This window comes from Streptomyces sp. NPDC047515, assembly GCF_040643055.1.
Lineage (GTDB): Bacteria > Actinomycetota > Actinomycetes > Streptomycetales > Streptomycetaceae > Streptomyces.
Genome location: NZ_JBEYTM010000005.1, coordinates 1 through 19,531, shown reverse-complemented (window position 1 = coordinate 19,531; position 19,531 = coordinate 1). Strand labels below are relative to the sequence as shown.

At 70.5% G+C, this 19,531-nt stretch carries 17 protein-coding genes; 8 read left to right on the top strand and 9 right to left on the bottom strand.

The genetic code is table 11. The features are described from left to right. Positions 1-54 precede the first annotated feature (54 nt). Positions 55-1,584, top strand: coding sequence for a ricin-type beta-trefoil lectin domain protein (locus ABZ826_RS05455; protein ID WP_361442555.1), 1,530 nt, complete (start codon positions 55-57; stop codon positions 1,582-1,584). A gap of 72 nt (positions 1,585-1,656) precedes the next feature. Here the strand turns inward: ABZ826_RS05455 and ABZ826_RS05450 are convergent, their stop codons facing one another. Continuing rightward, positions 1,657-2,958 carry a M18 family aminopeptidase gene (locus ABZ826_RS05450; protein ID WP_361442552.1) on the bottom strand — a complete coding sequence of 434 codons (1,302 nt, stop codon included), beginning with the start codon at positions 2,956-2,958 and terminating at the stop codon, positions 1,657-1,659. A gap of 602 nt (positions 2,959-3,560) precedes the next feature. Beyond that, positions 3,561-4,937: an MFS transporter gene (locus ABZ826_RS05445; RefSeq protein WP_361442549.1), complete on the bottom strand. Its 1,377-nt coding sequence runs from the start codon at positions 4,935-4,937 to the stop codon at positions 3,561-3,563. Between the two features lie 462 nt (positions 4,938-5,399). Between ABZ826_RS05445 and ABZ826_RS05440 the strand changes: the two genes are divergently transcribed. Further along, a complete protein-coding gene (locus tag ABZ826_RS05440) occupies positions 5,400-6,230 on the top strand; it encodes a LuxR C-terminal-related transcriptional regulator (protein ID WP_361442546.1) in 831 nt (276 codons plus the stop codon). Positions 6,231-6,349: 119 nt separating this feature from the next. On the opposite strand, the gene ABZ826_RS05435 is transcribed toward ABZ826_RS05440, so the two are convergent. Beyond that, entirely contained in the window at positions 6,350-8,017 is a 1,668-nt protein-coding gene (locus tag ABZ826_RS05435; protein WP_361442543.1) for a fumarate hydratase, read from the bottom strand. A 189-nt stretch (positions 8,018-8,206) separates the two neighbouring features. On the opposite strand from ABZ826_RS05435, the gene ABZ826_RS05430 reads away from it, so the two are divergent. Both ABZ826_RS05430 and ABZ826_RS05425 read left to right on the top strand, forming a co-directional pair. Continuing rightward, positions 8,207-8,872 carry a DUF1707 domain-containing protein gene (locus ABZ826_RS05430; protein ID WP_361442540.1) on the top strand — a complete coding sequence of 222 codons (666 nt, stop codon included), beginning with the start codon at positions 8,207-8,209 and terminating at the stop codon, positions 8,870-8,872. Positions 8,873-9,144: 272 nt separating this feature from the next. Beyond that, positions 9,145-9,528, top strand: coding sequence for a WhiB family transcriptional regulator (locus ABZ826_RS05425; RefSeq protein ID WP_361442537.1), 384 nt, complete (start codon positions 9,145-9,147; stop codon positions 9,526-9,528). Between the two features lie 173 nt (positions 9,529-9,701). Here the strand turns inward: ABZ826_RS05425 and glpX are convergent, their stop codons facing one another. Next, the gene (gene glpX / locus ABZ826_RS05420; protein WP_351785198.1) at positions 9,702-10,733 is read right to left on the bottom strand and encodes a class II fructose-bisphosphatase; all 1,032 of its coding nucleotides are present in this window, start codon (positions 10,731-10,733) and stop codon (positions 9,702-9,704) included. Between the two features lie 141 nt (positions 10,734-10,874). Between glpX and ABZ826_RS05415 the strand changes: the two genes are divergently transcribed. Next, complete coding sequence (locus tag ABZ826_RS05415) at positions 10,875-11,393, top strand: DUF4245 domain-containing protein (protein ID WP_361442533.1); 519 nt, start codon at positions 10,875-10,877, stop codon at positions 11,391-11,393. A 123-nt stretch (positions 11,394-11,516) separates the two neighbouring features. On the opposite strand, the gene ABZ826_RS05410 is transcribed toward ABZ826_RS05415, so the two are convergent. From ABZ826_RS05410 to ABZ826_RS05395, 4 genes are all read right to left on the bottom strand, one after another. After that, a complete protein-coding gene (locus ABZ826_RS05410; RefSeq protein WP_361442530.1) occupies positions 11,517-12,107 on the bottom strand; it encodes a malonic semialdehyde reductase in 591 nt (196 codons plus the stop codon). Between the two features lie 218 nt (positions 12,108-12,325). Further along, on the bottom strand, positions 12,326-12,583 hold the full coding sequence (locus ABZ826_RS05405; protein ID WP_361442527.1) for an exodeoxyribonuclease VII small subunit: 258 nt from the start codon (positions 12,581-12,583) through the stop codon (positions 12,326-12,328). Positions 12,584-12,718: 135 nt separating this feature from the next. Next, a complete protein-coding gene (xseA, locus tag ABZ826_RS05400; RefSeq protein ID WP_361442524.1) occupies positions 12,719-13,933 on the bottom strand; it encodes an exodeoxyribonuclease VII large subunit in 1,215 nt (404 codons plus the stop codon). Positions 13,934-14,012: 79 nt separating this feature from the next. Then, on the bottom strand, positions 14,013-15,404 hold the full coding sequence (locus ABZ826_RS05395; RefSeq protein ID WP_361443125.1) for an APC family permease: 1,392 nt from the start codon (positions 15,402-15,404) through the stop codon (positions 14,013-14,015). Positions 15,405-15,488: 84 nt separating this feature from the next. On the opposite strand from ABZ826_RS05395, the gene ABZ826_RS05390 reads away from it, so the two are divergent. Next, complete coding sequence (locus ABZ826_RS05390; RefSeq protein WP_361442521.1) at positions 15,489-16,469, top strand: 4-hydroxy-3-methylbut-2-enyl diphosphate reductase; 981 nt, start codon at positions 15,489-15,491, stop codon at positions 16,467-16,469. A 67-nt stretch (positions 16,470-16,536) separates the two neighbouring features. Next, positions 16,537-17,277 (top strand): polyphosphate--glucose phosphotransferase, encoded by a 741-nt coding sequence (gene ppgK, locus ABZ826_RS05385; RefSeq protein ID WP_361442518.1) that lies wholly within the window; start codon positions 16,537-16,539, stop codon positions 17,275-17,277. A gap of 88 nt (positions 17,278-17,365) precedes the next feature. On the opposite strand, the gene ABZ826_RS05380 is transcribed toward ppgK, so the two are convergent. After that, on the bottom strand, positions 17,366-17,971 hold the full coding sequence (locus ABZ826_RS05380; RefSeq protein WP_361442515.1) for a DUF6542 domain-containing protein: 606 nt from the start codon (positions 17,969-17,971) through the stop codon (positions 17,366-17,368). Between the two features lie 244 nt (positions 17,972-18,215). Here ABZ826_RS05380 and ychF point away from each other — a divergent pair, with 244 nt between their 5' ends. Then, positions 18,216-19,304 carry a redox-regulated ATPase YchF gene (gene ychF / locus ABZ826_RS05375; RefSeq protein ID WP_361442512.1) on the top strand — a complete coding sequence of 363 codons (1,089 nt, stop codon included), beginning with the start codon at positions 18,216-18,218 and terminating at the stop codon, positions 19,302-19,304. Positions 19,305-19,531: the final 227 nt, after the last annotated feature.

Genomic DNA, 19,531 nt, shown 5'->3' with positions numbered 1-19,531 from the left:
AAGTCGCCTACCGACCAGTAAATACCGGGGGTAACCACAACCCGGGGAGGCGCAATGAGGCGCACCAGGCACAGACTTCGCTGTACGGTCGCGGCCGCCGCGGCCATGGCGGCGGTATGGGGCGGTACGGCCGCCGCCGCAGGACCGGCGGGCGCGGCGGACCGGTCCGGCACCACCACTACCGCATCCACCCCCCTGTCACCCGAACTGGAGGCCATCCGCGCCGCCGAGGCCACCCGGCTGTACGGCGACCCGGCCCAGCGTCCGCTCGCCGACCGCAAGACCGGGCTGATCTCGCTCGGCGACAGCGAGATCTCCGGCGAGGGCGTCGGCACGTACGAGGCGGGCACCAACGGCCCCGACAACTGGTGCCACCGCTCGCCCGACTCCGCCATCCACCGCACCGGCATCCCGGCCGACGTCACGTACAACGTCTCCTGCTCCGGTGCGTACACCGGCAACATCGTGACCGGCGGATCGAAGCAGTACGCCGACGAGCTCGTGCAGAGCGACAACCTCGCCATCAAGGCCCGCAACACCCGCATCAAGATGATCGTGCTGGTCGCCGGCGCCAATGACGACCTCCAGTTCGGCCCGGTCATGACGGACTGCGTCCAGCGCTGGGTGCTCTCCCAGGGCACCTGCCGGCCGAAGTACGAGGGCGGCTGGCAGGCGCGCGTCGACGGACTCGTCCCCAAGGTCGAGAAGACGGTGCGCGACCTGAAGACCGTCATGTCGGACGCCGGATACGCCAACAGCGACTACAAGCTCGTGGTCATGGGCTACCCGAGCCCGATCGGCCCGGACTTCTACGACAACCCGAACTTCCCCGGCAAGCTTCCCGGTGGCTGCGCCGGATACGACTCCGACGCCGCCTGGGGCCGTGACGTCGCGGTCCCCGCCTTCGAGCGCGGAATGCGCAAGGCCGCGGCCGACACCGGGGCCGTCTACCTCGACAACTCCCGGCTCTTCCACGGCCACGAGGTCTGCAGCGACAACACCTGGGCCCGCGGCCTCTACATCGACCTGTCGCACTTCCCGCCGGACTCCAACTCCGTCCGGCAGTCCTTCCACCCGAACGCGCGCGGCCACGCCGCCTTCGCCTCCTGCCTGACCCAGATCTACAACTCGTCCCTGCGCGAGGCGAGCTGCGCCGACCCGGCGAGCACCGGACAGCCGGTTCTCCAGGCCGCGGCGTGGGACGACGTCTTCAAGCCCCTGAAGAACGAGGCCACGGGCACCTGCGTGGACGTTCCCGCCTCGGTGACCCGCAACAACACCCGGATCGCCGGCTGGGACTGCCACGGCGGCCGCAACCAGGGCTGGTGGTACGACTCCGGCACGAAGAACATCCGTACCGAGCTGAGCCACGACCGGTGCCTCGACGTGCCGGGCGCCGACTACAAGGCGGGCGCCACACTCATCCTGTGGGACTGCTCGGGCGCGGCCAACCAGCAGTTCGTCAAGCAGTCGGGGACCCTGCGTCCGGCGGCTTCGACCGGTCTGTGCCTGACGCTCGCGGCGGCCAAGGACCCGTTGAGGCTGCAGAGCTGCGACGGCAGCGCGCAGCAGCGGTTCGCGTAGTTCTCAATCCCGGTGGGGTGGGGCGGGGAGCACGTCGGGCCCCGCCCCATCCCTTCCGCACCGGCCGGCGCGTCAGCCGGAGGTCACGAAAGCGCCCAGGACGGCGGCCAGATGACCGGGGTCGTCCGCCCCGCACAGCTCGCGTGCCGAGTGCATGGACAGTCCGGGCACCCCCACGTCGACCGTCGCGACACCGAACCGGGCCGCGGTCAGCGGGCCGATCGACGTGCCGCACGGCCTCGCGTTGTTGGAGACGAACGACTGCCGCGGCACGCCCGCCCGCTCGCACGCCGCCGTGAACACCGCCATGCCGGCGCCGTCGGTGGCGTAGCGCTGATTGACGTTGACCTTGACCGTGGGCCCGCCGTTGGGCAGCGGACAGTGGCCCGGATCGTGCCGCTCCGCGTAGTTGGGGTGCACCGCGTGCGTCATGTCGGCGGAGACGCAGAAGGAGCCGAACAGGGCGCGGGACCAGTCCTCGGCGCTGCCGCCACGCGCGGTGACCGAACGGCCGAGGACCCGTTCCAGCAGGGGCCCCTGCGCCCCCGTCTCCGAACCGCTGCCGACCTCCTCGTGGTCGAAGGCCGCCAGGACGGGGATGCACGAGGGCTCCTCGGCCCCGGTCGCCGCACCCACCAGGGCCGTGACGCCCGCGTGCACCGACACCAGGTTGTCCAGCCGGGAGGCCACCACGAACTCCCGGTCCGCGCCCAGGTATCCGGGCGGCTGGGTGTCATGGAGCATCAGGTCCCAGCCGAGGACGTCGTCCCGGTCCACCTCCGCCGCCGCCGCGACCCGGCGCAGCAGCGCACCCTCCTCGGGGGCCCCGAGGGCCCAGAGCGGGGTGAGATGGCGCTGCCGGTCGAGCGCGAGCCCGTCGTTGACCGTATGGTCCAGATGGATGGCCAACTGGGGCACCCGCGCCAGCGGTTCGTCGATCCGGACGAGCCGGGACCCGACGCCGCCGTCGGGGCCGCGCAGCGTCAGCCGCCCGGAGATGCCCAGATCCCGGTCGAGCCAGGTGTTCAGCGGCACGCCTCCGTAGACCTCCACGGCGATCTGGCGCCAGCCCGCCGACCCGGTGTCGGGGACGGGCTTGACCCGCAGGTTCGGTGAGTCGGTGTGGGCACCGACGATCCGGAAGGGGGTGTGGGCGGGTGCGTCCTCGGGGACGTACCAGGCCATCAGGGCGCCGCCCCGGGCGACGAAGGCGCCGCCGGTCGCGCCCGTCCAGTCCTCCGTGCCGTGGAGTTCACGGAAGCCGGCCTTCTCAAGACGCTGGGCGGCGCTCGCCACCGCGTGGTAGGGGGATGGGCTGTCCCTGATGAAGGACAGCAGGTCGTCGGCGTGGCTGCGACGGGGGAGCGGCGACATACGGTGTCCGCCTTTCCGGTGTTCGACGGTGAGGGTGGGGGTGAGAGGCGAGAGGGACGAACCCGCGCCGGGCCGCTCGGCGCGGCAGGCGTTCGGGGGGCGTGGGGGTGTGGGGGGTGGTGGTCGGCTCCCGGGCCTCCAGGTGCGGGTCCCGGTGCCCCGGGACGGTTTCCTGATTCCTTGGGTCGGCGGAGCGCGTCAGGAACGTCCGACAACCCACCGCGGCGGCCCGGCACGGCGCAAGTCCGCGGCCCGGCCCGCTGCGCGAAAGCGGTGGTGCCGCTCCGGCCCGCCCGGACCCGGGCGCGAGGCGGTCGAAGGCATGCGCGAGCGGAGACGGTGGTGCGGCCGACCCGCGCCGGACACGCGTCCGGGGAGACGTTCCGCAGGGCCCGGACGCGCGGCATCCGGCTCCCCGACACCGTCCGTGCCCGCCGCCACTGGCTCGCGGACCTCGCGGGAGCCCGCGCCCCGTACCGCACGCGGCGGCCGAGGCCCCGGTGACGGCCGCGCGTCCCCGGTCCGCACGCCTGCGCGGGGCCGCGCGGCCGGCCTCCCGGTGATCGTCCCAAGATTGGCTGAATACAGTCGTACGCGAAGCCTCACCGCACCTGCCCGCCGCGATCGGCGCCGGAGCGCGGAGCGGGGACACGATCCCCGCTCCGCGGCCCCGCCACCCTGATCAGGAACACGACGGCGACCACGAGGGCCCCCCCGTGCGACCAGGCGACGACGGTCAGCGGGCTGTGGCTGTCGAGCGCCGCCGCGACGAGGATCATGCCGACGCCGAACCCGAGGTTCTCGACGGTCGCGGAGAGTCCGAACGCATGACCGCGCAGATCCGCGGGGAGCGTCTGCAGATGCGAGGTGTACGAGACCTCGGTGAGTCCGTCGGCCGCCCCCGCGACCAGTGCGATCGCAGCGGTCGCCGCGTACGGGAACCCGGCGAACGCCAGGATGAACGCCCCGGACATCAGACATGTGCCGTACCCGAAACCCGGTGCCCCCACCGACCGCCCGGTGCGTGCCGCGTACCACTGGACCAGCTGCTGGGCGACGACGTTCCCCAGCGCCCACAGACTCCAGAACGCGCTGACGAACACGGCCGGGCGCGAGGCGTCGAGCCCGGCGGAGTAGACCGGCAGCGCGGCGTTGTGGGAGGACGAACCGAAGGCGTCCACACCGCGCAGCACCACCATCAGACCGAGGCCGGGTGCGACGGCGGACCGGAGGAACGCCCCCGGCAACCGCCGCCGCCCGGCCCCGGCCCCCCTCTTCCCCTCCCGCGTACGCCCGCCGGAATCCCCCTCCGAATCCGGCCGGGCGTCCTTCCCTCCGCCGCCCGCGATCGGCAGCAGAGCCACCGTCACGGCACAGACCACGAAGGTGGCCATGTCCACCACGAACGCCGCGGTGTAGCCGACCAGCGAGACCACCACTCCCGCCGAAGCGAACCCCGCCACCATGGCCAGCGAACGCCCCGTGATGGAAAGGGAGTTCGCCCAGGACCGGCGGTCGTAGCCGACCATCTCGGGAATGGAACTGCGCAGGGACACCATGAAAAGCGTTCCGCAGGCGCCGACCACCACGGAAACGGCCATCAGCGCCGCCGTGCGCATCCCATCCGGCGCGAGGACCAGCGACAGCATGACCGCCGCCTGCGCCACATTCGTCCACAGCATGACGCTCTTGGCCGTGAATCGGGCGAGGAGAACACCGGCCGCGAGTCCGGCGACGAATCCGGACCCCAGACGCACGGCCATGAACAGGCCCATCGCGAGCGCCCTGCCCGTCGTCTCGTAGACGAACAGATTGAGCGCCACCATGTTCAGGAAGGTGCCGTACGAGGAGAGCGAGTAACCGGCGACGAGGACTCGATACCGGCGCTCGCCGCCTGCCGCGCCGGCCGGATCGATGTCCGGATCGATGTCCGGCACGCGGTCCGGCCGGTCGTTCCCGTGCTCGATGTCGTGCGTCACCGGCCCATCGTCACCGAGCGGCCGTGCTCGCCCAGGGCCTCCGGATTGCACGAATGTAATCTGCATGGTTGTGAAGGACGATCATTCCCGCCCACGGGTGTGTGATTGCCGCGAATCGTCATCGGATCGCGTCTGCGACACGGCCCTCACGGCCTATCGGCGCGCGCTCACGGAGGGAAGCCTTCCGGCGGGCGACGTGGCCCGCTGTCTGAGAGCCTGTCGGGCGGCCTCTGATCGGGCGGCCACGCCCTGGCACGCACTCCCCCAAGGCCTTGAGGGCCAGGGGGGACCCCCTCCCGCGTTGCCGAGATGTCCTAGTAGCTCCATCCCCGAGCTCTCAGCTTCGTTCGAGCAGGGGAGACCCCATTCGAGGCCATCCCGGCGCCTTGGAATCGCACGCACCAGACCGCGTCCGCTGTCCGATCGAAGGCCGCCCGACAGGCTCTGAGCCGCCTTCATCTGATGGTGGAGGACCGCGACTCACCCGGGTACCTGATTCCCGTACCGCCCGAGACCGCCTCGTTCGACGCGCTCGGGCCCATCGAGGAGACGATCGCCCAGCAGCGTCGCACGCTCCGTTCGGCCCGCGCCGCGCTGGCCGTCTTCGAGGGCCTGTACGCCGATGTGCACCGGCTCGAACAGCCCGCGCTCACCCGGCTCTCCGGCGCGGCCGTCATCGGCAAGGCGATCGACGCCGGCGTCGCCGGCTGCCGCGAGGAGGTCCGCACCGCCCAGCCCGGCGGCGGCTGTCCCGCGCATACGCTTGAGGCGGCGTTGCGCCGGGACCTGAGCAAGCTGCGCAGGGGCATCCGGCAGCGGACGATCTATCAGCACACCGTCCGCTCGGACCGTACGACGCTCGCCTACATCGAGCGGGTGACCACCGAGGGCGCCGAGGTCGGAACGCTCGCCGAGGTCGTCGACCGGATCATCGTCTTCGACCGGAACCTCGCGTTCGTCCCGTACTCCGACGAGCCGCACAGCGCTCTGCGCATCCAGCACCCGTCCCTGGTCCGCTTCCTGGTCCGGCACTTCGACGAAGCCTGGGCCCGCTCGGTCCCGGTGCGACCGGAACGCGTACCGCTGCGCACCCCCGTCGTCACCTCCGACCTGCAACGCACCATCCTGCAGGCGGTCGTGGGCGGCGAGACGGACGAGTCGATCGCCCGCCGGATCGGCATGAGCCGCCGCTCCGTCGCGGAGCACGTGCGCAGGGTCTCCGAGCAGCTCGGCAGCAACAGCCGCGCCCAACTCGGTTATCTGATCGCGACGTCGGGCCTGCTGGAGCAGTGAGAAGCGCCCACGGGGGCGCCCAGCCGTGATCCATCCGGCCCGGCGTCCCCGGCGGGACGCCGGCTCCGTTCGCCTCGCGCACGTCGTCCGCGTCCCGTGGTCCCGTACGTCTCAACGCATCAGGCGAGACCCGGACCCCGCACCGGAATGCTGGTGAACGTCGGCGCCGGGGCGGGCTCGGTGAAGAAGTCGTTGCCCTTGTCGTCGACGACGACGAACGCGGGGAAGTCCTCGACCTCGATCTTCCACACCGCTTCCATGCCGAGCTCCTCGTACTCGACGACCTCGACCTTCTTGATGCAGTCCTGCGCGAGGCGCGCCGCCGGGCCGCCGATCGAGCCCAGGTAGAAACCGCCGTGGGCGTCGCACGCGTCGGTGACCTGCTTGGACCGGTTGCCCTTGGCGAGCATCACCTTGGAGCCGCCCGCCGCCTGGAACTGCGCGACGTAGCTGTCCATCCGCCCCGCCGTCGTCGGACCGAAGGAGCCGGAGGCGTAGCCCTCGGGCGTCTTCGCCGGGCCCGCGTAGTAGACCGGGTGGTCCTTCAGGTACTGAGGCATCTCCTCGCCCGCGTCCAGCCGCTCCTTGATCTTGGCGTGCGCGATGTCGCGGGCCACGACCAGCGGGCCGGTCAGCGAGAGCCTGGTCTTGACCGGGTACTTGGTCAGCTCGGCGAGGATGTCGTCCATCGGCCGGTTCAGGTCGATCTCGACGACGTCGCCCGCCTCGTCGAGGTGCTCGTCGGTGGTGTCGGGCAGGAAGCGGGCCGGGTCCTTCTCCAACTGCTCCAGGAAGACGCCCTCGGCGGTGATCTTCGCGGTGGCCTGGCGGTCCGCCGAGCAGGACACGGCGATCGCGACGGGGAGCGAGGCGCCGTGGCGCGGGAGGCGGACGACCCGCACGTCGTGGCAGAAGTACTTGCCGCCGAACTGGGCACCGATGCCGATCTTCTGCGTCAGCTCGAAGACCTTCTCCTCCAGCTCCTTGTCCCGGAAGCCGTGACCGGTGGGGGAGCCCTCGGCGGGCAGCTCGTCCAGGTAGTGCGCGGAGGCGTACTTCGCCGTCTTCAGGGCGAACTCGGCCGACGTACCGCCGACGACGATCGCCAGGTGGTACGGCGGGCAGGCGGCCGTACCCAGCGAACGGATCTTCTCCTCCAGGAACTTCATCATGGAGGCCTCGTTCAGCACGGCCTTCGTCTCCTGGAAGAGGAACGACTTGTTGGCCGAGCCGCCGCCCTTCGCCATGAAGAGGAATTTGTACGCGCCGCCGTCGGTGGCGTACAGCTCGACCTGGGCCGGCAGATTCGAGCCGGTGTTCTTCTCCTCCCACATGGTGAGCGGAGCCATCTGCGAATAGCGCAGGTTGAGCTTGGTGTACGCGTCGAAGATGCCGTGCGACAGGGCCTCCTCGTCACCGCCCTCGGTGAGTACGTTCTGCCCGCGCTTGCCCATGACGATCGCGGTGCCCGTGTCCTGGCACATCGGCAGGACGCCCGCGGCGGCGATGTTCGCGTTCTTCAGCAGGTCGAGCGCGACGAACTTGTCGTTGGACGACGCCTCGGGGTCGTCCACGATCCGCCGCAGCTGCGCCAGGTGGGCGGGGCGCAGGTAGTGCGAGATGTCGTGCATGGCCTCGGCGGCCAGGGTGCGCAGCGCCTCCGGGGCGACCTTGAGGAACGTACGACCGTCGGCCTCGAAGGTGGAGACACCCTCGGAGGTCACCAGACGATACGGCGTGGTGTCCTCTCCCAGAGGGAGCAGATCGGAGTACGCAAACTCAGGCATTACGGCCATTCCTCACTCGGCAGACGGCGGCTGGCCTCCCTTGGGCAGCGCACCCACCAGGGTAGAACCCCGAGCGGAGGCCGAAGCTGTGAGGTAGGGCTCAGTTCGGCATCCGCCCGGACGCGGGCGACACGGCGGAGGCGGGGCGGGGGCTAGTCGCGATCTATCGCGTTTGGGTACGCTGGGCCGGTGGACCTCGAAAAGCACCCTCAGCAGCCCTCCGTGGCCCCGGCGGAGCCGGCCGGTATCCGTGCCTCCGACGCGGACCGCGACCGGATCGCGGACATCCTGCGCGAGGCCCTGGCCGAGGGCCGGCTCACCGCCGAGGAACACGGCGAGCGGGTCGACGCGGTCTACCGCGCCAAGACGGTCGGCGAACTCGAACCGCTGGTACGGGATCTGCCCGCCCCCCCAGGCGCCTCCCGCTCGGCCGCCATGCCCGGCGCCCACGGCGCGGAGGGCCCGGCGGGGCCCGCCGAGAACCTGGTGGCGATCTTCAGCAGCTCCACCCGCAAGGGCCGTTGGCGGGTCGGTGGCCGTACCAACGCCTTCGCGCTCTTCGGCAGTGTGGAGATCGATCTGACCGAGGCGCTTTTCGGTCAGAGGCTCACGGTGATCAATGCGACCGCCATCTTCGGAAGTGTCGAGATCAAGGTCCCGGAGAACATCTCGCTGCGCGGCAGCGGCACGGGTGTCTTCGGCAATTTCGAAGTCGCCACACTGGAATCCGCGGATCCCGAGGCGCCCGTGGTCGTCGTCAACGGATATTCGGTGTTCGGCAGCGTCGAAGCGAAGCCCAAGCGGGGGAAGTTCATCGCGGATCTCCAGGACCGGCTGCGCAAATACCTCGGCTGAGGGGCTCGGTCCGCCCTCCTTCACACACTTCCGAGCCGCTCCGAACCGTTTCGGACTTCTCCGGACTTCTCCGAATCCTTTCGGTCTCCGCCGAAGTCCGTCGAAGTCCGCGTAAGCCCTTCGAAGTCCTTCGAAATCAAGCCAAATTCCTGACCGGACGCAATTTCGCACCCTGGAGCCGGGTGCCACGCAGTGCATAGGCGCACGCGCAGCGGGTAGGGAGTGCTGCATCGTCTCTCGCTCGCGAAGCCGTCCGTCGTCAGGAGTAGACCGTGCTGCAACTGCCGCATCAGCCCCTGCAGGTCGCCGCCGTCCCTCCCCGGCGCACCCCCGCTCGGGAGGACCGGACCGGTCCCTGGCACTCGGAGGCGGTGTGCCGCCGGGACGAAGCCGGGCTGTTCTTCGCCCCGTCGAAGGAGCCGACTGCTGCCAGACTCGCGCGCGAGGAGTCCGCGAAGCGGGTCTGCGCGCGCTGTCCGGTGATGGTCGAATGCCAGGAACACGCCCTTATACAGCCGGAGCCGTACGGGGTGTGGGGCGGCCTCACCGCCGCCGAACGCCGTGTGGTGCTCGCTCGTCGCAGACGTCGCGAGATGGAGCTCAAGGCATCCTCCGCGTCCTCCGGCGTCACGGGCCGCGTCGCCGCGGCGGGCTGACCGGCCGGGTGCCGGGCCGCGCGGGCGCGTGTCCGCCCGTGCCCGTACACCCGAAGAGGCGCCCCCACCGCACACGGGGGCGCCTCTTCGCGTTCTCGGGGGATCCGCGTCGCGGATCCGTCTCCCGGGCCGGATCCGCCTCCAGGGGTCGGACCGGCCTTCCGGGACCGGGTCTACTTCGCGCGGTCGAAGTCGATGGCGCTGTAGGCGCGCAGCTTCGACAGCCGGTGCGTCGAGTCGATCTTCCGGATGGTGCCGGACTTGGACCGCATGACGATCGACTCGGTGGTCGCCGTCTCCGCGCGGTACCGCACGCCGCGCATCAGCTCGCCGTCGGTGATGCCGGTCGCGACGAAGAAGACGTTGTCGCCGCTGACCAGGTCGTCGGTGGACAGCACCCGGTCCAGGTCGTGCCCGGCGTCCAGCGCGCGCTGCCGCTCGGCCTCGTCCTTCGGCCAGAGCTTGCCCTGGATGACACCGCCGAGGCACTTTATGGCGCAGGCCGAGATGATGCCTTCGGGGGTGCCGCCGATGCCCATGAGCAGGTCGACGCCGGTGCCCTCGCGGGCGGCCATGATCGAGCCCGCGACATCGCCGTCGGAGATGAACTTGATCCGGGCGCCGGTCTCCCGGATCTCCTTGACGATGCCGTCGTGGCGGGGGCGGTCCAGGACGACGACGGTGACGTCCTCGGGGGCGGAGTTCTTCGCCTTCGCGACGCGGCGGATGTTCACCGAGACGGGCGCGTTGATGTCGACGAAGTCGGCGGCCTCGGGTCCGGTGACCAGCTTGTCCATGTAGAAGACCGCGGACGGGTCGAACATGGCGCCGCGGTCGGCGGCGGCCAGGACGGCGATCGCGTTCGGCATGCCCTTGGCGTTCAGGGTCGTACCGTCGATCGGGTCCACAGCGATGTCGACCTCGGGACCGGTGCCGTCACCGACGCGCTCGCCGTTGAACAGCATGGGGGCTTCGTCCTTCTCGCCCTCGCCGATGACGACGACGCCGTTCATCGAGACGGTCGAGACGAGGGTCCGCATGGCCTTCACGGCGGCACCGTCGGCGCCGATCTTGTCGCCGCGGCCCACCCAGCGTCCTGCTGCCATGGCGGCGGCCTCGGTGACCCGGACCAACTCCAGGGCCAGGTTGCGGTCGGGGGCCTCGGGGGAGACCTCCAGCTGAGACGGCAGATGATGCTCGGACATCGGAGCGCACCTTTCTGTACGACGACGACCGGAAGAGGGTGCTGTGACTCTATCGTCAGGTCGACAAAATGAGCAGACCGGGTCACTTATGAGCGGTTGCCCCCGGCTCGGGCCCACTGGGCCTAATGCGACCATGGACCCGTGGCTAGCAAGCGAGGCAAGCAGACGGTGCGGGACATGTTCCTGTCGATGGTGGTCATCTCCGCCGCGGCAGGCGTTGTTTACATCTTCGTCCCGCACGACGAGAACGCCAACCCGGTCAAGCCGGTCGACTACCGGGTGGAGCTGCTGACGGCGCGGCGCGCGGCGCCGTATCCGGTGGCCGCGCCGGACGGTCTGGCCAAGGAGTGGAAGCCGACCTCGGTCAGTTACGACCGCAAGGCCGGCAACAGCTGGCACCTGGGCTTTCTCGACCCGGAGGGCAAGTACGTCGCGGTGGAACAGTCCACCTCCCCGGCGAAGAAGTACGTGACCGAGGTCAGCCAGGACGCCAAGGACACCGGACGTACGCAGCAGGTCGCGGGCGAGACCTGGCAGCACTGGAAGGGCGAGAAGTACGACGCCCTCGTGCGCCACGACAAGGGCGCGACCACGGTGGTCACGGGTTCCGCGTCGCCTGAGCGGCTGGCGGAGATGGCTGCCGCGCTCAAGTCGTCCTGACGGCTCGACGCCCCGATGCCCCGATGGCCGTGCACGGGGCCGCACGCCCCGTGCACGGCGTACGGAGAAGGCCCTGGAGCCGTATCAGGTGCTCCAGGGCCTTCTCCGTACGCGCGGCGGCCATCAGACGGTCTTGACGACCTCGTCGTAGGTGAGGCGCGGCAGACGCGGGAACCAGGCGTCCTCGCCCGGCTTGCCGATGTTGACGACCATCAGCAGGCTGTGGTCGCCGTCCAGGAACTCCTTCTCGATACCCGCGGCGTCGAAGCCGGTCATCGGGCCCGCGGCCAGGCCGGCGGCGCGGACGCCGATGATGAAGTACGCGGCCTGCAGGGCGCCGTTGAGGGCGGCGGCCGACTCGCGGACCGGGCGCTCGGAGAAGAACGCGTCCTTGGCCTGCGGGAAGTGCGGGAGCAGGGCCGGGAGCTCCTCGTGGAACTCGTTGTCGGTGGCCAGGATGGCGACCAGCGGGGCGGTGGAGGTCTTCGGCTGGTTGCCCTCGGCCATGTGCTTCACGAGGCGCGCGCGGGCGTCGTCGGAGCGGACCAGGACGACGCGCAGCGGCGACTGGTTGAACGCGGTGGGGCCGTACTTGACCAGGTCGTAGATCGCCTGGACCTGCTCCTCGGTCACCGGCTCGTCGGTGAAGGTGTTGGCGGTGCGGGCCTCACGGAAGAGGAGGTCCTGGGCGGCGGGGTCAAGAGCGAGGGACATCGTGCGTATTACCTTCCGGACGTACACGTGGATCAAGCAACGACGGCCACCGTACGGGAGAGGTAGGTTAAGTTTCAACTAAAACCGGAACGGAGTGACCCGTTACACAGCACGGGTCTCTTGCGCCGCCGCCGTCCGCTCGGTGCCGCCGACGGCCTTCCGGTGCGACGCCCGCCGGGGAGACGGCCGCCGTGTCCCTCGCACCCGGCCGGGCGGTCTCAGCCGTTGCCGGCTGCCGTGGCGGTCTCCTCGGCGTCGGCCGGCCCCGCCAGGGCCGCGTCCAGCCGGGCGCGCGCGCCCTCCAGCCAGTGCCGGCACACCTTCGCCAGCTCCTCGCCCCGCTCCCACAGCGCGAGGGACTCCTCCAGCGTCGTACCGCCCGCCTCCAGGCGGCGCACCACCTCGATCAGCTCGTCACGGGCCTGCTCGTATCCGAGCGTGCCCGCGGCAGCCGCCGTGGTCCCGTCGTCCGTCATGCGCTCCACCCTACGTTCCGGCTCGCCAGGAGCCTTCGACCTCGTCCGTCATCGCCTTCGGGCCCGCCTCTCGAACCCGTCCGGTGCCCGCGCGCCGAGCAGCCGCCGGCCGGCGTGCTCGTACCGCGTCCGCGCTCACTCACCGGCCACCCGCACCGCGAACTCGCCACCCGAGACCCGCGCACGGAGCACATTGCCCGCCGCCCCCGCGTCCGCGGGGGCCCGCACCACATGGCCGTCGGGCCGCTGCAGCACCGCGTATCCGCGCTCCAGCGTCGCGGCGGGCGACAGCGCGACCACTCGCGCCCGGGTGTGGGCGAGCTCCGAGTCCGCCCGGTCCAGCAGATGCCCCAGCACCCGCCTGCCCCGCCCGATCTGGGCATCGATCTCTGACGCCCGCTCGTCCACCATCCGCTGGGGACGCTCCATCGCCGGGCGGCCCAGCGCATGCGCCAGCCCCCGCTCCTCCCGGTCCAGCAGCCCCCGGACGGTCCGCAGCGCACGGTCCCGCAGCTGCTGCACCCGGTCCAGCTCCTCGCCGACATCGGGCACGACCTTCTTCGCCGCGTCCGTCGGCGTGGAGGCGCGCAGATCCGCGACCAGGTCGAGCAGCGGGGAGTCGGGCTCATGACCGATCGCCGACACCACCGGCGTACGGCACGCGGCGACCGTCCGGATCAGCTGCTCGTCCGAGAACGGCAGCAGGTCCTCCACGCTGCCGCCACCCCGCGCCACGACGATCACGTCGACGTCCGGCAGGTCGTCCAGCTCCTTCACGGCCTGGACCACCTGATTGACCGCGTGCACCCCCTGCACCGCCGTGTTGCGCACCTCGAAACGCACCGCGGGCCACCGCCGCCGCGCGTTCTCCAGGACGTCGCGCTCGGCCGCCGAGGCCCGTCCGCAGACCAGCCCGATCAGCTGCGGCAGGAACGGAAGGGGCTTCTTCCGGTCGAGCGCGAAGAGCCCCTCCGAGGCCAGCGACTTCTTCAGCTGCTCAAGGCGGACCAGCAGCTCGCCGATGCCGACCGGCCGTATCTCCGTGGCCCGCAGGGACAGCTGGCCGCGGGGCGCGTACCACTCGGGCTTGGCGAGGAGGACGACCCGCGCCCCCTCCGTCACCACGTCCGCGACCCGCTCGAAGACCTGGCGGAAGCACGTCACGCTCACCGAGATGTCCTGCGACGGGTCGCGCAGCGTCAGAAACACCACGCCGGCCCCGGGCCGCCGCGACAGCTGGGTGATCTGCCCCTCGACCCAGACCGCCCCGAGCCGGTCGATCCACCCCCCGATGAGCCGCGACACATCACCGACGGGCAGCGGAGCTTCCGCGGACGTTTGGAGAGCCATGCGAGCGAGCGTAACCGCCGCCACCGACAATCAGCCGCCCACGCCGACGGCCACGTGCTGTCGGCGCAACACCGGCCCCTCAGGCCGTGCGGCGCCCCCGCTGCAACGCCAGTACCACCAGCCCCACGGCCAGCCAGCACGCCCCCACCACCTGCGCGCTCGCGGTCGCCTCCACGATCACCGCGATCAGCACCCCCGCACCCACCACCGGCACCAGCAGATGCCGCCACCAGCTCGGCGGGCCCTCCATCCGGCGGACGGTGAACCAGCCGACCACCGACGCGTGCAGCAGCACGAACGCCGTCAGCGCTCCGATGTCGACCACCGAGACCAGACGGTCGAGGCCGTCGGCGCGCCGGGCCGCCCACACCGCCGCCACCAGCGTCACCGTCGCGGCCAGCAGGATCGCGACCCGCGGTACCCCGGACCGCGCATCGACCTTGGACAGCAGCGAGGGCAGCCGCCGCTCCCTGGCCATCGCGAACAGCAGCCGCCCCGCGGCCGCCTGCCCGGCCAGCGCGGCGAACGCCGCCCCGATCGCCTTGCTGACCGCCACCAGGTCGTGCAGCCAGGTCCCGACCGAGGAGTCCACCGTGTCGTAGAACGCCGAGCCCTGCGCGGCCGGATCGGAGGCCAGCTCCGCCGACGTCATCGGCTCCAGCAGCGCCGCCAGATATCCCTGCGCCACGAACAGGACGCCCGCGAGCACCAGGCAGAACAGCACCGCCCGCGCGACCTTGTCCGAGCCCCCTGTCACCTCCTCCGCGAACGAGGCGATCGCGTCGAAGCCCAGATACGACAGCACGGCCACCGACACCGCCCCCAGCACCGCCGACGCGGAGAAGCCGGAATCACCGGTGAACGGGGTCAGCCAGCCGCGCTGCGCCCCGCCCCGTAGGAGCACCGCCACCGCCGACACCAGGAACACCAGCAGCACCATGATCTCCATCGCGAGCACCGCGAAACCGATCCGGGCGGCGGCCCGTACACCCCAGAGGTTGAGCAGTGTGGTGACGACGACCGCGAGCGCCGTCCACACCCACCGCGACACCGAGGGCACGAGCGCGTTCAGCGCGATCCCGGAGAAGAGATAGGCGACGGCGGGGATCAGGAGGTAGTCGAGCATCGCCATCCACCCGGCGACGAACCCCGGCCCCTCCCCGAGCCCCTTGCGCGCGTACGCGAAGACCGAGCCCGCCAGCGGGGCCACGCGCACCATCTGGGCGTAACTGAAGGCCGTGAACGCCATCACGACGGTCGCCGCGACATAGACCAGTGCGACCGCGCCGCCCGATTTCGCGTCGAGTGTGCCGAAGACACCGACGGGTGCCATCGGCGCGATGAAGAGGAGCCCGTAGACCACCAGATCGCGAAAGCCGAGCGTCCGCCGCAGTCTGCCCTTCTCCTGGTGCGCCCCGCTCGCCCCCTCGGCCTCCGTGACCCCGTTGCTGCCGCTGCCCGTCCCCGACATGAGCCCTCCGTTGAGTCGCGTGGTCATCAGTCTCGTGACCCCGCCGATCTTCCGCGCGTCCGGCGCGGCCTTACGATGGGGCGCATGACTGCTACGACACCCCGCCGCGTCCTGCTCGCCGCTCCCCGTGGCTACTGCGCGGGCGTGGACCGTGCCGTGATCGCCGTGGAGAAGGCCCTGGAGCAGTACGGCTCCCCGGTCTATGTGCGCCACGAGATCGTCCACAACAAGTACGTCGTACAGACCCTGGAGAAGAAGGGCGCGATCTTCGTCGAGGAGACGGCGGAGGTCCCCGAGGGCTCGATCGTGATGTTCTCCGCGCACGGCGTCGCGCCGACCGTGCACGCGGAGGCGGCCGAGCGGAGGCTCGCCACGATCGACGCGACCTGCCCCCTGGTCACCAAGGTCCACAAGGAGGCCGTCCGCTTCGCGCAGGAGGACTTCGACATCCTTCTGATCGGTCACGAGGGCCACGAGGAGGTCATCGGCACCTCCGGCGAGGCCCCCGAGCACATCACGCTGGTCGACGGCCCCGAGGACGTCGCGGGTGTCGAGGTGCGCGACCCGTCGAAGGTCGTCTGGCTCTCCCAGACCACCCTCTCCGTCGACGAGACGATGGAGACGGTCGGCGCGCTCAAGGAGAAGTTCCCGCTCCTGGTCTCGCCGCCCAGCGACGACATCTGCTACGCCACGCAGAACCGCCAGATCGCCGTGAAGCAGATGGGCGCGGACGCCGACCTCGTGATCGTCGTCGGCTCGAAGAACTCCTCCAACTCCGTCCGCCTGGTCGAGGTCGCCCTCGGCGCGGGTGCGAACGACGCCCATCTGGTCGACTTCGCCGAGGAGATCGACGAGGCCTGGCTGGAGGGTGTCTCCACGGTCGGTGTCACCTCGGGCGCGTCCGTTCCCGAGGTGCTGGTCGACGGCGTCCTGGCGTGGCTCTCGGAGCGCGGATTCGAGGACGTGGAGATCGTCAAGGCGGCCGAGGAGTCCATCACGTTCTCGCTGCCCAAGGAACTCCGCCGTGACCTGCGCGCCGAGGCCGCCGCACTCGCGGAGAAGTGACGGCTGCGCATTGACGGCTTCCCGTTCCGGGAAGTGAGCCGGGCCACCTGCCCGTACCGTGGATTGCATGCAGATCTTCGGCGTGGACATCGGCGGATCCGGGATCAAGGGCGCTCCCGTGGACCTGGACCGCGGAGACCTGGCGCAGGAGCGCCACAAAGTACTGACACCGCACCCGGCCACGCCCAAGGACGTGGCCGAGTGCGTGGCGGAGGTGGTCGGCCACTTCGACTGGTCCGGCCCGGTGGGCATCACCTTCCCGGGCGTCGTCACCAGCGGCTGCACCCGTACGGCGGCCAACGTCGACCGGGCCTGGATCGACACGGACGCCCGCGGACTGCTCGGCGACAGACTCGGCCTGCCCGTCACCGTCCTGAACGACGCGGACGCGGCCGGCGTCGCCGAGATGGCCTTCGGCGCGGGGCGCGGGCGCATGGGGACCGTGATCGTCCTGACGCTGGGTACGGGGATCGGCAGCGCCCTCTTCATCGACGGCAAGCTCGTCCCCAACACCGAGCTGGGCCACCTGGAGCTGAACGGCCACGACGCGGAGCAGCACGCCTCCACCAAGGCCAAGGAGGACGAGGAGCTGAGCTGGCACCACTGGGCGCACCGGGTGCAGAAGTACCTCGCCCACGTGGAGATGCTGTTCTCGCCCGAGCTCTTCATCATCGGTGGCGGAGTCAGCCGCAAGGCCGACAAGTTCCTGCCCCTGATCGAGCACGTACGGGCCGAGATGGTGCCTGCGGAGCTGCAGAACAACGCGGGCATCGTGGGCGCGGCGATGTCGGCGGCGGGCACGACGTAGGCGATGACGCCGGCGGCGCACACGGGGTGTGCGGTGGCGGTGCACACGACCGCTCCGCCCCGCCTGCTTCCTCTGTATCTTCCCTCGGTCAGCGCTGGGGGCGGCGGGGCGGCTGTGCGGCCCGCGCCGTCTGCGCGGCGAGCAGCATCTGGCGCTGCCGCTGTCGCTGCCGCATCAGCCGTACCTTCCGCACGGTCGCGATGAGCCCGGCGACGAGAGTGCCGCCGTACAACCACCCGGCGTGCACGGCGAGCGCGGTGACGAGTGCCATGGTCTGGCCCGCGAAGCCACTCGGGCCGCCGGAGATCGGGATGACCCCGACGGCGAACGCGATCGGCACGATGATCGGCGCGGTCACCAGGTCCGCGGGCCGCACCCACAGCGCGGTCAGCGCGCTGACCGGCAGGAACAGCACGCCGAACACGGCCGACGAACCGTCCAGGATCAGCCAGTCGAGGCATGCCAGTACGAACATGGTGGCGGCGGCGAAGAGCCCGGCGCCGATACCGGTCAGCCGGGGGTTGGGCAGCCTGCGCAACGCGAGCACGATGGGCGGCACCGGACGGGACCGTCCCTCCGGCGTCGTTTCCATCACCCGGTAGACGGCCGCGGCCTCGTCGATGGTGCCCTGCGGGGACAGCGGGGCCTGCCGAGACCGGCTGCGCTGCGGGGGACGTGTCCTGTGCTGCTCCACCGGGACAACGTAGGTCGCCGAGCGGGAGGAAACGGGTGCGGGACACGCGCTTTGGGTGACCTTGGGGGTGAGTTCGATGCCACACGGCCGAACGGGAACCGATTCGGCCCCCGGCCGGACCCGTGGGTGCCCGGTTGCCCCCGCCCGTAAACTGGAGAATCGGCCCACCCGGGCCGACGTCTTTTCACCCGCTCACCACTCCTCGCCTCACTTCTCACTCCTCACTCCTCAGGAAGTCGCCAACGTGTCGCTCACGATCGGAATCGTCGGCCTGCCGAATGTCGGCAAGTCGACCCTGTTCAACGCCCTGACCAAGAACGACGTGCTGGCGGCCAACTACCCGTTCGCCACGATCGAGCCGAACGTCGGCGTCGTCGGCGTCCCCGACGCGCGTCTGAACAAGCTGGCGGAGATCTTCGGCTCCCAGCGGCTGCTTCCCGCGACGGTCGACTTCGTCGACATCGCCGGTATCGTCCGGGGCGCTTCGGAGGGTGAGGGCCTGGGCAACAAGTTCCTCGCGAACATCCGTGAGTCCGACGCGATCTGCCAGGTCATCCGCGCCTTCAAGGACGAGAACGTCGTTCACGTCGACGGCAAGGTCTCGCCCAAGGACGACATCGAGACGATCAACACCGAGCTGATCCTCGCCGACCTCCAGTCCATCGAGAAGGCCGTCCCGCGCCTCACGAAGGAGTCCCGTCTCCAGAAGGAGAAGGTCGCGGTCCTCGCCGCGGTCGAGGAGGCCCAGAAGATCCTGGAGTCCGGCCAGACCCTCTTCGCCGCCGGCATCACCGCGGGCACGGAGAAGGGCAAGCTCCTCCACGAGCTGCACCTCCTCACCACCAAGCCCTTCCTCTACGTCTTCAACGTGGACGAGGACGAGCTGGTCGACGAGGACTTCAAGAACGAGCAGCGCGCCCTGGTCGCCCCCGCCGAGGCCATCTTCCTCAACGCCAAGATCGAGTCCGAGCTGATCGAGCTCGACGACGACGAGGCCCTGGAACTCCTCCAGTCCATGGGCCAGGAGGAGCCCGGCCTCGCCACCCTCGGCCGCGTCGGCTTCGACACCCTGGGCCTGCAGACCTACCTCACGGCAGGTCCGAAGGAAGCCCGCGCCTGGACGATCAAGAAGGGCGCCACGGCCCCCGAGGCGGCCGGTGTGATCCACACCGACTTCCAGAAGGGCTTCATCAAGGCGGAGATCGTCTCCTACGAGGACCTGCTCGAAACGGGCTCGGTCGCCGAGGCCCGCGCCAAGGGCAAGGCGCGCATGGAGGGCAAGGACTATGTGATGCAGGACGGGGACGTGGTGGAGTTCCGCTTCAACGTCTGATTGGACGTGAATAACGGCCTGACCTGTGAGAAGACAGGTCAGGCCGTTGTGCTGTCCGCAGCAGTCCGCAGAACCTGAAACGGCTACGTGTCGTAGACCGTGGAGCGGTGCCCGACGTCTATGACCCACACCACTAGTGTCCTGCGCCAGGAATTCGATCAAGATATGCGGCGAGGCGTTCGAGGATCTCGTCGGCGCTCTTCGTCCAGGCGAAGGGGCGGGGGTTC